Origin of the sequence: Pseudomonas sp. PLMAX (genome assembly GCF_046042685.1) — a bacterium.
Lineage (GTDB): Bacteria > Pseudomonadota > Gammaproteobacteria > Pseudomonadales > Pseudomonadaceae > Aquipseudomonas > Aquipseudomonas putida_AE.
This window is the reverse complement of sequence record NZ_CP064949.1, coordinates 3,249,539-3,261,857: the sequence shown is the minus strand read 5'-3', so window position 1 is coordinate 3,261,857 and position 12,319 is coordinate 3,249,539. Positions and strand designations below refer to the sequence as shown.

At 61.1% G+C, this 12,319-nt stretch carries 10 protein-coding genes and 3 pseudogenes; 9 read left to right on the top strand and 4 right to left on the bottom strand.

Annotation, left to right across the window (positions count from 1 at the left end; all coding sequences use genetic code 11):
• The first annotated feature begins 26 nt into the window (after window positions 1-26).
• Together DKB71_RS15145 and DKB71_RS15140 are read left to right on the top strand one after the other, a co-directional pair.
• Complete coding sequence (locus tag DKB71_RS15145; RefSeq protein ID WP_408600904.1) at window positions 27-422, top strand: GFA family protein; 396 nt, start codon at window positions 27-29, stop codon at window positions 420-422.
• A 12-nt stretch (window positions 423-434) separates the two neighbouring features.
• Window positions 435-860 (top strand): annotated as a pseudogene (locus DKB71_RS15140) (LysE family translocator); the annotation flags it as partial.
• Window positions 861-912: 52 nt separating this feature from the next.
• Here the strand turns inward: DKB71_RS15140 and DKB71_RS15135 are convergent.
• From DKB71_RS15135 to DKB71_RS15125, 3 genes and pseudogenes are all read right to left on the bottom strand, one after another.
• Window positions 913-1,113 (bottom strand): annotated as a pseudogene (locus DKB71_RS15135) (GNAT family N-acetyltransferase); the annotation flags it as partial.
• 151 nt (window positions 1,114-1,264) lie between these two features.
• The gene (locus DKB71_RS15130) at window positions 1,265-3,166 is read right to left on the bottom strand and encodes a potassium transporter Kup (RefSeq protein WP_408600903.1); all 1,902 of its coding nucleotides are present in this window, start codon (window positions 3,164-3,166) and stop codon (window positions 1,265-1,267) included.
• A 192-nt stretch (window positions 3,167-3,358) separates the two neighbouring features.
• A complete protein-coding gene (locus DKB71_RS15125) occupies window positions 3,359-3,817 on the bottom strand; it encodes a winged helix-turn-helix transcriptional regulator (RefSeq protein ID WP_408601104.1) in 459 nt (152 codons plus the stop codon).
• 100 nt (window positions 3,818-3,917) lie between these two features.
• On the opposite strand from DKB71_RS15125, the gene DKB71_RS15120 reads away from it, so the two are divergent.
• The gene (locus DKB71_RS15120) at window positions 3,918-5,141 is read left to right on the top strand and encodes an MFS transporter (protein WP_408600902.1); all 1,224 of its coding nucleotides are present in this window, start codon (window positions 3,918-3,920) and stop codon (window positions 5,139-5,141) included.
• On the opposite strand, the gene DKB71_RS15115 is transcribed toward DKB71_RS15120, so the two are convergent.
• Window positions 5,120-7,042, bottom strand: coding sequence for a sigma-54-dependent Fis family transcriptional regulator (locus DKB71_RS15115; protein ID WP_408600900.1), 1,923 nt, complete (start codon window positions 7,040-7,042; stop codon window positions 5,120-5,122). The two genes, DKB71_RS15120 and DKB71_RS15115, sit on opposite strands and share 22 nt — an antisense overlap.
• A gap of 258 nt (window positions 7,043-7,300) precedes the next feature.
• On the opposite strand from DKB71_RS15115, the gene DKB71_RS15110 reads away from it, so the two are divergent.
• The 6 genes and pseudogenes from DKB71_RS15110 to pqqE all read left to right on the top strand — a co-directional run bounded on the left by DKB71_RS15110 (window position 7,301) and on the right by pqqE (window position 12,297).
• The gene (locus DKB71_RS15110; protein ID WP_323606096.1) at window positions 7,301-8,233 is read left to right on the top strand and encodes a transporter; all 933 of its coding nucleotides are present in this window, start codon (window positions 7,301-7,303) and stop codon (window positions 8,231-8,233) included.
• A 55-nt stretch (window positions 8,234-8,288) separates the two neighbouring features.
• Window positions 8,289-10,385 carry a PQQ-dependent dehydrogenase, methanol/ethanol family gene (locus DKB71_RS15105; protein ID WP_408600899.1) on the top strand — a complete coding sequence of 699 codons (2,097 nt, stop codon included), beginning with the start codon at window positions 8,289-8,291 and terminating at the stop codon, window positions 10,383-10,385.
• An 80-nt stretch (window positions 10,386-10,465) separates the two neighbouring features.
• Entirely contained in the window at window positions 10,466-10,537 is a 72-nt protein-coding gene (gene pqqA / locus DKB71_RS15100; protein ID WP_003243383.1) for a pyrroloquinoline quinone precursor peptide PqqA, read from the top strand.
• A gap of 199 nt (window positions 10,538-10,736) precedes the next feature.
• Window positions 10,737-11,013: pseudogene (locus DKB71_RS15095) on the top strand (pyrroloquinoline quinone biosynthesis protein C); the annotation flags it as partial.
• Window positions 11,013-11,150, top strand: coding sequence for a pyrroloquinoline quinone biosynthesis peptide chaperone PqqD (gene pqqD / locus DKB71_RS15090; RefSeq protein WP_274076357.1), 138 nt, complete (start codon window positions 11,013-11,015; stop codon window positions 11,148-11,150). The pseudogene DKB71_RS15095 and the gene pqqD, both read left to right, overlap by 1 nt.
• A gap of 13 nt (window positions 11,151-11,163) precedes the next feature.
• Window positions 11,164-12,297 (top strand): pyrroloquinoline quinone biosynthesis protein PqqE, encoded by a 1,134-nt coding sequence (pqqE, locus tag DKB71_RS15085; protein WP_406591626.1) that lies wholly within the window; start codon window positions 11,164-11,166, stop codon window positions 12,295-12,297.
• Window positions 12,298-12,319: the final 22 nt, after the last annotated feature.

The following is a 12,319-nucleotide window of genomic DNA, read 5'->3' as shown; positions in this document are numbered from 1 at the left end:
TGCACGTGACAAAACCGGAGGATGAAATGAAAGGAAGCTGCGCCTGTGGGGCGGTAGGTTATGAGATAGACAGCATCGATATGCCCATCAGCCATTGTCATTGCAGTACCTGCCGCAAGACCCATGCCGCCGCTTATGTTTCCACGGCAGGCGTGCTGAGGCCGCATTTCCGATGGACTCGAGGCCTGGAGGCATTGCGGGCTTTCGAGTCATCGCCCGGGAAGCTGCGACACTTCTGTTGCCACTGCGGATCGCACCTTGCCGCTGAGCGTAACGGTTCAGCCGCGATGATCGTGCGCGTAGCCACGCTGGATGAGGAGCCTGGCGCCAGGCCCGAGTTCCACATCTGGACGGAGCAGGACGTAGCGTGGCTGAATGGGAAAGGACTGCCTGAGTATTCACAATGGCAGCCCGGACGATAATCGATTGTTTGCCTGGTCATAATCGCGCTCCCCTGGGCTGCGCTTGTGGTGAAGGTTCTGGGGGCCGCCTACCTGATGTGGTTCGGCTTGCGCCTGCTGATCAATGCGGGGAAGCATGCGCCTGGCCTGCCAGAGGATGCCGTCGCCGGTAGTTGCAGGCAGGCCTTTATCCAGGGGGTAGTGACCAACATTGGCAACCCCAAGTCCATGGCCTTTTATGCCGCGGTTTTCTCAGCCGCCGCCCCCGCCCACGTTTCGCCAGGCACCTTTGCGTCGATGCTGGCGGTTGTCGTGGTGGTGTCGATGGCCTGGTATGGCATGGTCGCTATCGCCCTTTCGCAACCCCGGATTGCTGGCGCGTATCGAGGGAGGAAAAAGGCCATCGATCGACTGTGCGGTGGGTTGATTTTGTCCCTGGGAATTCGCCAGCTGGTTTAGCAATCTGGTAATGGGTGCCGGATTTCCGTGTCACGACACATCAGCAACTGCTCAAAATGCGCTTCTCCAGACGCAATGCAGGCGCATGGTCTTCGTAGTAGTCGTGAACCACAGCGAAGCGTCGGTAACCGTTACGCTCATAAAGGCTGATAGCGACGGGATTATCCGGCCGCACTTCCAGTCGCAGGTAGGCGCGGTCGTGAGCGCGCGCGCACGCCTCCGCCTGATCCAGGAGCTGTTTGCCAAGGCCGAGGCGGCTCGCGAGTTGCAGCAGAAATTCAACACGGCCTATCCGCTTTTTCTCGCGGGAATGCTGGTTGCGGGGGGCCTGATGGTCGTCGCGCTCAAGCGTCTGACACGGGGCTCATCCAGCATCAATGGCCCGCATTGAACGCTTGAGATCTTTACATCTCAACCTGTGTGCCCAGCTCAATCACCCGATTCAACGGCAACTTGAAGTACTTCAGATTGCTGTTGGCGTTCTTGAGCAAAAACGCAAACAGGCTTTCTCGCCAACGGGCCATGCCGATGCGCCTGGTCGGGATCACCGTTTCCCGGCTGAGGAAATAGGTCGTGCGCATCGGGCTGAAATCCAGGTCGGTCAAGTGGCACAGACTCAAGGCCAAGGGGACATCGGGTTCCTCGATAAAACCAAAGTGCAGGCTGACCCGGAAGAACCCTTCACCATAGGCTTCAACCTCGAACCGCTGTTGCGCACTCACGCGAGGGCTGTCCTCAGACACTACGGTGAGCAGTACCACCTGCTCATGCAAAACCTGGTTATGCAGCAGGTTGTGCAACAGCGCATGAGGAACAGCATCGGTCCTGGCCGTCAGGAACACTGCCGTGCCTTGCACACGATGGGGAGGTTGCGAACGGATGCTGTCGATGAATAGCGGGAGCGGCAGTGCGGTTTCATCCAATCGCTCGACAATGATTTTCCTGCCGCGCTTCCAGGTCGTCATCAAAATGAACAGGCCAATGCCGGCAATCACCGGGAACGCGCCGCCCTGGAAAATCTTCGGCGCATTGGCCGCGAAGTACAGGCTGTCGACCAGCAGGAAACCGAGCAGCATTGGAATGGCCAACCAGCGCGGCGTTTTCCATAGCAGCAGGACAACCGCCGAGGACAATATTGTCGTGATCAACATGGTCCCCGTCACTGCGACGCCATAGGCTGCGGCCAACGCACTGGACGACTCGAAGCCGATGACCAGCAGGACTACACCGACCATCAATGCCCAGTTGACCGTGCCGATGTAAATCTGCCCTTGCTCCTGACTGGAGGTGTGCTGGATAAACATGCGGGGGATATAACCCAGCTGGATGGCCTGGCGAGTCAGGGAGAACGCACTGGAAATCACTGCTTGAGAAGCGATGATGGTGGCCAGTGTGGAGAGCGCGACCATCGGCAGCAGGGCCCAATCCGGCGCCAGCAGATAGAACGGGTTGCGCACAGCCTCCGGGTTACCCAGGATCAAGGCGCCCTGGCCAAAGTAATTGAGCACCAAACCGGGCAGTACCAGCATGAACCACGCGCGCGAGATCGGTTTGCGGCCAAAGTGGCCCATGTCGGCATACAGTGCTTCAGCACCGGTCAGTGCCAACACGACAGCGCCCAGAATCACCACCCCGATTCCCGGATGAACCACGAAGAATTGCACTGCCCAGGCAGGATTGAGCGCTTGCAACACTTCTGGGCGCTGCAAGATCCCATAGATCCCAAGCGCACCCAACACCACGAACCACAGCACCATGACCGGACCAAACAGGATGCCGATTCGAGCCGTGCCATGTTTTTGTATCAGGAACAGCGCCACCAGCACGATCACTGACAAGGGCACGACCCAGTGTTCGATTCCGTCAAACGCCAGCTGCAGGCCTTCAACCGCGGAGAGCACCGAAATGGCCGGGGTAATCATGCTGTCCCCGTAAAAAAGTGCCGCGCCAAACAGGCCGAGCAGCACCAGTGCCTTGCTCATGTACGGATAAGGTGCTGCCGCGCGACGGGCTAACGCGGTCAACGCCATGATGCCGCCTTCGCCCTGATTGTTGGCACGCAGGATGAACAACACGTACTTGATCGAGACCACCCAGATCAGCGACCAGAAGATCAACGACAGAATGCCCAGCACTCCGTCGTGATTGACCTGGACGCCGTAGTGGCCGGAAAAGACTTCTTTGAGCGTGTAGAGGGGGCTGGTGCCAATGTCCCCATAAACCACCCCGACAGCGGCGACGAGCAAGCCGACCCCTGAGGTTCTGGATGGGGAATCTGTGTGTGCAAGGGTCAATGTTTTACTCAAGGGCCGCTTCTCTCGGATGGCGGGGGAAGAAGTTCACGTCATCCTTGGGCAATACATTGCCAGTGCCATTAAAAATGCAGATGCATGGACCGTTGAAAATCGCGGCCAGTATCGTTGCAGACTGAACCGCCTACCGTAAAAAAAGCGTAAAAATTAATCGGCGGGCGCCAAAGGTGCCGGTCTGCCGTCGATTCACGATTCACCGTCAAGGCGTCTAACCCTGTGGCAATCAGCAGGTCCCAGCTTCTGCCCGTCTGCTGAGCGAACCTCAATCGGCATCAGCGGCTGGCCGGACCTGTTGTCCAGCAGCACGGAACGGGTCTCCTGGGGCTCGAACAGAAAACGTTCGCCCCACTGCCGCATGCTGACCACCACCGGAAAGATCTCCCGCCCTTTTTCCGTCAGCACGTACTCCTTGTAGGCGCTGCCATCTGAGGCCGGTCGAACGTCGAATATCCCGACCTCGACCAGCGCCTTCAATCGCGACGCCAGAATATTCTTCGCCACGCCCAGGCTCTTTTGAAATTCGCTGAACCGGCGAATATCGTCGAAAGCGTCGCGGATGATCATGAGGGACCAGCGATCGCCGATCGCTTCCAGTGTTCGTGCTACCGGGCATTCGTTGCCTTGTGGTGAGGCGTCTTCGAGCATGTTCTTGACCTTGCGGAATGTGGTTGCAATTTGAAACTGGATACAGCAACAATTGAATCCAGTTTTTAATTGCAACCAGTTTACCCCCGCGGAGGCGCGCATGACAGCAGATACCGATTCAGCCATCCAATGCCTGGTCAGGATTGACCGGTCTCCAGGACTTTCGTCGTCACTCACGCTGCTGTTTTCCGTCACCTGCGCCCTGGCCGTCGCCAACGTTTACTTCGCCCAACCGTTACTCGATTCCATGGCCCGCAGCCTGGGTGTGGCCTCATCAATGATCGGGATCGTAGTGACTGCGACACAGGTGGGTTACGCATTGGGGTTGCTGTTCATCGTCCCGCTGGGGGACCTGGTCAACCGCAAGCGACTGATGCTGACGCAAGTGCTGCTGTCTGCGGTGGCGCTGGCGGCGGTCGGTGCAGCACAGCAATGGCTGGCCCTGTTGGGTGCCATGATCGTGATGGGTTTGCTGGCAGTGGTTGTTCAGGTGCTGGTGGCCTACGCCGCTGTGCTGGCAACGCCCTCGCAACGCGGGCAAGCAGTCGGGACGGTCACCAGTGGCATTGTCCTGGGCATCCTTCTGGCGCGATTTACTTCCGGCTTGATCGCAGACATCGCAGGCTGGCGCGCTGTCTACTTTGTGTCCTCAGGTTTGATGCTGACCCTCGCGGCAGTGCTATGGAAAGTGGTGCCTGTCACACCCTCCCCCAGGCAAAAGGATACCTACCTCGCGCTCATCGGCTCGCTGTTCAAACTGTTCATCAGCGAACCCACGTTGCGCGCCAGGGGCCTGCTGGCGCTGCTGATCTTTGCCGCTTTTTCCGTGCTGTGGACAGCCATGGTCCTGCCGTTGAGCGCCCCGCCGCTGTCGCTTTCACACACCGCCATCGGCCTGTTCGGCCTGGCCGGTGTCGCCGGTGCCCTGGCTGCCAGACGCGCCGGTCGCTGGGCCGACCAAGGCCTGGGGCAACGCGTGACCGGCATTGCGCTGGGGCTCCTGACGCTGTCCTGGTTGCCCATCAGCGTTGCCGAGACGTCGCTGGTCGCGCTGGTCTGCGGCGTCGTCCTGCTCGACTTCGCGGTGCAGGCCGTGCACGTCACCAACCAGAGCATCATTTTCGCCGCACGACCCGACGCCCAAAGCCGCATGGTCGGCGCCTACATGTGCTTCTACTCGGTCGGCAGCGCATTGGGAGCCGCTACTGCGACCCAGGTTTATGCGCTGTGGGGTTGGGAGGCCGTCAGTCTGCTGGGGGCCTTGATCAGCGTCAGTGCCTGGATTCTGTGGTTTCTCACGTCTCAATCCGACGGCAGTCGATAACCCTCCTCGATTGCCTTGAGCTTGCGGTACAGGGTCGCTCGCCCGATCCCCAGGCTGCGCGCGGCGGCCGAGAGGTTGCCGCCGCTCGCTTCCACCGCCGCCTTGATCGCGCGCAGCTTCGAGACCTGCAGGGTATCCCCCGCCTTCGGCTGCGGCTGCGGCGTACCTGGCGCTGATTCGACCGGGGTATCACAACCCTCCAATACGTCGTCCGGCAGGTGCTGCAGGCCGATTTCCTCTTCATTCTCGGCCAGGGCAGCGGCCAGGCGCAGGGTCTGGTAAAGCTGACGAACATTGCCCGGCCAGCGGTACGCCAACAGCGCCTGCAGCGCCACCTTGCTCAGCCTGGGCGATGGGTGCGCGTTGGTTTCGGCGCGCAGCAGGTGCTGGATCAGTGCGTCGAGATCGTGGCGTTCACGCAACGCCGGCAGGACCACGCGCAGGCCGTTGATGCGGTAATAGAGATCCTCGCGAAACCCCTGGTTGGCGCTGAGCTGCTTGAGGTCGCGGTGAGTGGCGCAGATCAACGCGCAATCCACCTTGATCAACTGACTGCTGCCAAGCCGGGTCAGGCTGCGCTCCTGCAGCACGCGCAGCAGGCGACCCTGCAGCTCCGGGGGCATGTCGCCGATCTCGTCGAGGAACAGGGTGCCCTTGTGCGCCTGTTCGATCTTGCCGCTGGCGCCGCCCTTGCGGCTGCCGGTAAAGGCACCTTCGGCGTGGCCGAACAATTCCGACTCGATCAGGCTGGCGGGGATGGACGAACAGTTGATCGCAACGAAGGCTTCGCCGGCGCGCCTGCTGCCTTCGTGCAACAGACGGGCGAAGACCTCCTTGCCCGTGCCGGTCTCACCGTTGATCAACACCGGGATGTCGCGGGCGAAGGCCTTGCGTGCGCGGGACAGAGCGTCCTGCAGGGCCGGATCCTGCAGGCACGGGCCCGATTGCGGCGCTGGCAGCGGCTCGGCGGTACTCGCAGGCAAGGGTAGCCGACGTTGTCCCCGTTCCGGTTTGCGCTCGGGGCCGAGGGTGATGCAAGCATGCAGGTCGCCGCAGTGGTGACCGCGCAGGCGCAACGGTGCGCTGAGGTCGTGGCGGCAATAACAGGTGGCATGGACGAAGGGCATGTCGAACAGCTCGGTAAAGTCCAGGCCGGCGTGGTTCTCGCCGAGCTTCAACAACTGACCGGCGATGCGGTTGGCGCAGCGAAGCTTGCCGGCCGGGTCGAAGGCCAGCAGACCTTCCAGTGGCGTGCCGAGGATGTCCAGGCGATGGTGCAGATGCACCAGCAGCACGTCGCCAAGTTGGGCGAACATGCGGTTTTCGATGGCGCGAGCGGCGAACACCAGGCTATCGAGGGTATAGACCGAGGGCACGCCATGTTTGCTGCTGGCGTCCAGTACCCCGACGATGCCGCCGTCCAGGCCAAAGATCGGCGTGGCCAGGCAGGAGAACTGGCGAGCCTCCTCCAGGTAATGCTCCTCGCCGACAAAAAACACCGAATCGCGCTCGGTCAGGACGCAACTCGGCGCGGTGGTGCCCACGTTTTGTTCAGAGATCTGCGCACCGACACGGAACACCTGATTCAACTCGCGGTTGTCCGGGCTGAGTCGACCCAGGCTGCTGAGCACCACGCCTTCCAGATCGAGGCAGGCCAGCACCCAGTCTTTCGGCGACAGGGCGGCGTGCAGCTGCTCCATCTCCGGGGCGGCGCAGGTCAGCAACAGGCGATTGCTTTCGGCGATCTGCGCGCGACTGGCAACCACTGGCGCGTCAAACAGCAGATTGTCGCGCGGGCACAGGCCGTAGTTCTGCGAGCGCTGCCAGGATCTCTCGATCACTTGTGAATCGACGAAACGCTTGCGCGAGGAAGGTGTCGCGGGGCTATTGAATTTGGGCATGGCATGCGTCTCGCGGCCGAATGTCTCGAAGTGGGCCAGCTCGACCCCAAGCCACTGTCTCAATTTGAGCCAGCGATACAGCGGGACAATTCCCGCGCGGCCTTCGACACTTCTTGTTATTACTCAAGCCATTGATTTAAAAGCTTTTCTTACAAACCATAAAAAGCTGGCACAAGCTCTGCTCAATGACTTCACGTTAGTCCGGATAACCGCTCCGGCACTAGGTCGATCATAAACAAAAACAATAAAGGTAATGTCATGAAAATGAGCACAGGGCCGGCTCGTCGCAGCCCGGGCTGGCCGCCACACCAGTGTCGCCTGGTCCATTTGTTTCACGCTTCGCTCTTCGGCCTGCTGGCCAGTTTCTCTTGCAGCGCCATGGCGGTGGACGTCGATGCCGGCGATTACACGGCCCTTCCCGAAGGCACCAACCTGGGCCTGGTCTATTACCAACATGCCGAGCGCAATGCCCTCTACTCCGACGGCCACAAGGTGCCGATCGATGCCGGTCTGGATTCCGACATCGGTATCCTGCGCGGCGTGCACTTCACCAGGATCGGCGATTACATCGTCGACCCGCAGTTTCTCCTGCCGTTCGGCAACGTGCGGGCCAAGGATGATCTGCAAGACCTGGGCAACGACAGCGGCACTGGCGACCTGATCCTCGCCGCCACCGTCTGGCTGCTGAATGAACCGAAAAATCGCCGCTACTTCGGTATCACCCCGTTCCTCTACGTGCCCACCGGCAGCTACGACAAGGACCGCGCGATCAACCTCGGCGAGAACCGCTGGAAGCTCGCCCTGCAAGCGGGCTATATCACCGGCCTGACCGAAAAGCTGACCCTCGATCTGGTCGGCGACGTGACTTTCTTCGGCCACAACAACGACTTCGGTAGCGCTGGCGACACCCAGAAGCAGGACCCGCTCTACCAGGGCCAGGCTTTTCTACGCTACAACTTCACCGAGCGTTTCGATGTGCGTGCGGGCATTTCGAAGCTCTGGGGCGGTGAAAGCAACATCAGTGACATAGATATGGACGACAAGCCGGGCACCAGCAAATTCACGGTCGGCACGTCGTACTTCGTCACCCCGGGCACCCAGTTGATGGTCAATTACGGGCAGGACATCGCGGTGGACAACGGCTTCGAAGAGGACAGCCGCATCAACTTGCGCATCCTGCAACTGTTCTAGCAATCGCCGCTCGCAAGGGTCTCATTCCAATTCAAATAACAGGAGTCCTGCGTCTATGAACACGCAGTCTGCATCCCGAATTCTCGCTGGCCTGGCCTTCGCCTTGCTGGCGCCGCTGGCCGTCGCCGCACAGGTCGACCAGGCCGCCATCATTGCCAGTAAGCAGGACGGAAGCCAATGGCTCAGCCACGGCCGCACCTATGACGAACAGCGCTTCAGCCCACTGGACCAGATCACCGCGAAGAACGCCGACAAGCTGGGCCTGGCCTGGTCCGTTGACCTTGATAACCATCGCGGCCTGGAAGCCACGCCGCTATTCGCCGACGGCGTGCTCTACGCATCGCTGTCCTGGAGCCGCGCGATCGCGGTGGATGCACGCACCGGCAAGACGCTCTGGACCTTCGATCCGCAGATCGCCCGCGACAAGGCCCGCGACGCCTGCTGTGACGCGGTCAACCGCGGAGTCGCGCTGTGGAACGGCAAGGTTTTCATCGGCACCCTGGACGGCCGGCTGATTGCCCTCGACGCAAAAACCGGCCAACAGGTGTGGAGCCAGCAGACCACCGACAACAGCAAGCCCTACACCATCACCGGCGCGCCGCGTGTGGTGAAGGGCAAGGTCATCATCGGCAACGGTGGCGCCGAGTACGGTGTGCGGGGCTATTTCTCCGCCTATGACGCCGAGAGCGGCGAGATAGCCTGGCGCTTCTACACCGTGCCCGGCGACCCGAACAAACCCTATGAACATCCCGAGCTGGCCGAGGCGGCCAAGACCTGGAAAGGTAACGAGTACTGGAAGCTCGGCGGCGGCGGCACCGTATGGGACGGCATGGCCTATGACCCTGAACTGGACCTGCTGTACGTCGGCACCGGCAACGGTTCGCCGTGGAACCGTGAACTGCGCAGCCCCGGTGGCGGCGACAACCTCTACCTGTCCTCGATCCTTGCGCTCAACCCGGACACCGGCCGGCTGGCCTGGCACTATCAGGTGACACCGGGCGACTCCTGGGACTTCACCGCCACCCAGCAGATTACCCTGGCGACCCTGGAGATCGCCGGCAAAATGCGCAAGGTGCTGATGCAAGCGCCAAAGAACGGCTTCTTCTATGTCATTGACCGCCAGACCGGCGAGCTGCTCTCTGCCGAGAAGTTCGGCAAGGTCACCTGGGCCGAGAAGATCGACCTGGCTACCGGCAAGCCGGTGGAGGCGCCCGGTGTGCGCTACCAGAAAGAGCCCATCGTCATGTGGCCGAGCCCCTTCGGCGCTCACGGCTGGCATTCGATGTCGTTCAACCCGCAAACCGGCCTGGTGTATATCCCCTACCAGGAGATCCCGGGTGTGTATCGCAACGAAGGCAAGGACTTCGTCAAGCGCAAGGGCTTCAACACCGGCGCGGGCTTCTCCGACGCCACCGAGATTCCCCGCGAGGCCGTTTCCGGTGCCCTGCTGGCCTGGGACCCGGTCAAGCAGAAGGAAGCCTGGCGCGTGCCCTACGCTCACTACTGGAACGGCGGCACCCTGAGCACCGCCGGCAACCTGGTGTTCCAGGGTACGGCCGACGGCAACTTCATCGCTTACTCTGCAGACAAGGGCAAAAAGCTCTGGTCGTTCGGCGCACAGACCGGCATCGTCGCCGCCCCCGTGACCTACAGCCTGGAGGGTGAGCAGTACATCGCCGTGATGGCCGGCTGGGGTGGTGTCGCCCCGCTGATCGGAGGCGATGCCGCCTTGGCGCCGGGGGCGGGTAACGTCAGCCGCCTGCTGGTGTTCAAACTCGACGGCAAGGCCTCTCTGCCGCCGCTACCAGAAAAAACAGTGGTGGCGGTAAACCGCACGCCAAAACCGGTCGACGCTCCCGCTGCGGATATCGCGACCGGCCAGCAGCTGTACGGCGCCTACTGCTCCGTCTGCCACGGTGTGGGTGCGATCAGTGGTGGCTTGATCCCCGATCTGCGCAAGTCCGACGAGTCCCATCGAAACCTGTTCCAGCAGATCGTCCTGGATGGCGTACTGCGGCCTCTGGGCATGCCCTCCTTCAAGGACAGCCTCGAGCCCGCCGATGTCGAGAAGATCAAGCACTACGTAATGAGCCAGGAGTACGCCCAATACCTCAAGGCACAGCAACCGGTTGCGACCAAGGCCACGCCGTGATTGCACAGAGGTAGCGCAAAGGGGCAAGGATGCCCGATCAGCTTTTGAAACCATCCATTCAAAAAAAGAGGAACTCGATCATGTGGACCAAACCTGCCTACACCGACCTGCGCATTGGCTTCGAAGTCACCATGTACTTTGCCAACCGCTAACCCTTTAGCGTGGTGCTGCGTCTGCGTCCGTGAAGTTGAAGTGGCGTATGACGGCATGAGTATTGTGTTGTAACTGACGGCCCCTTCGCTGGCAAGCCAGCTCCTACAGTGACCGCGTACCCCTGTAGGAGCTGGCTTGCCAGCGAAAGGGCCAGACCAGCCACCAAAGAATCCACCGGCTGTACTCCGGAGACCCGCAATGACCGACACCCCGATGTCCCCCGCCGAATTCGAAGCCGCCCTGCGCGCCAAGGGCGCCTATTACCACATCTATCACCCGTATCACGTGGCGATGTATGAAGGCCGGGCGACCCGCGAGCAGATCCAGGGCTGGGTCGCCAACCGTTTTTACTATCAGGTGAACATCCCGCTGAAGGACGCGGCGATCCTGGCCAACTGCCCGGACCGCGAGATCCGCCGCGAGTGGATTCAACGCCTGCTGGACCACGACGGCGCCCCCGGCGAAGACGGCGGCTTGATCGACGGCGAGCGTGACGTCGCCGCGATTATCAATGAGCTCGACACGCAGTTCCCGGGCGTGCCCGAACTCGCGGACGACATCGAGCAATTCATGGAGGTTGCCCGTGCGCAGCACTGGATCGAACTTGCCTGATTCATCCAGGCAAGTGCCGCCCACACCCGAGATCGGCCTGCCCCTGTGGCTGCTGGCCGAGCTGACCTATCGCTGCCCGCTGCAATGCCCGTACTGCTCCAATCCGCTGGATTTCGCCGAACAAGGCAAAGAACTCAGCACCGAACAATGGCTCAAGGTGTTCCGTGAAGCGCGGGAGATGGGCGCGGCGCAGCTGGGTTTTTCCGGCGGCGAACCCCTGGTGCGCCAGGACCTTGCCGAGCTGATCGCCGAGGCACGCAAGCTGGGTTTCTACACCAACCTGATCACCTCCGGCATCGGCCTGACCGAGCAGAAAATCAGCGATTTCAAGAAGGCCGGGCTCGATCATATCCAGATCAGTTTCCAGGCCAGCGACGAGCAGGTGAACAACCTGCTGGCGGGCTCGAAAAAGGCTTTCGCGCAAAAGCTGGAAATGGCCCGCGCCGTCAAAGCCCATGGCTACCCGATGGTGCTGAACTTCGTGACCCATCGGCACAATATCGACAAGATCGACCGCATCATCGAGCTGTGCATCGCACTCGAGGCAGACTTCGTCGAACTCGCGACCTGCCAGTTCTACGGTTGGGCACAGCTCAATCGAGTCGGGCTATTGCCGACCAAAGAGCAACTGGTGCGCGCCGAACGCATCACCAATGAATACCGCGCCAAACTGGAAGCCGAAGGTCATCCGTGCAAGTTGATTTTCGTCACGCCGGACTACTACGAAGAACGCCCGAAAGCCTGCATGAACGGCTGGGGCAGTATTTTTCTGACAGTGACGCCGGACGGAACCGCCCTGCCCTGTCACGGCGCCCGACAGCTGCCGGTGCAGTTTCCCAACGTGCGCGACCACAGCATGCAGCACATCTGGTACGACTCGTTCGGCTTCAACCGCTTTCGCGGTTACGACTGGATGCCCGAGCCCTGCCGCTCATGCGACGAGAAGGAAAAGGACTTCGGCGGCTGTCGCTGCCAGGCGTTCATGCTCACGGGTGACGCGAGCAACGCCGACCCGGTGTGCAGCAAGTCGCCTCAACACGGCGTGATCCTCAAGGCCCGCGAAGAGGCGGAGCACGCGACCCAGACCATTGAACAACTGGCCTTTCGCAATGAACGAAACTCACGCCTGATCGTCAAGGTCGGTTGAATGACATGCTGTCAGCCGAGGA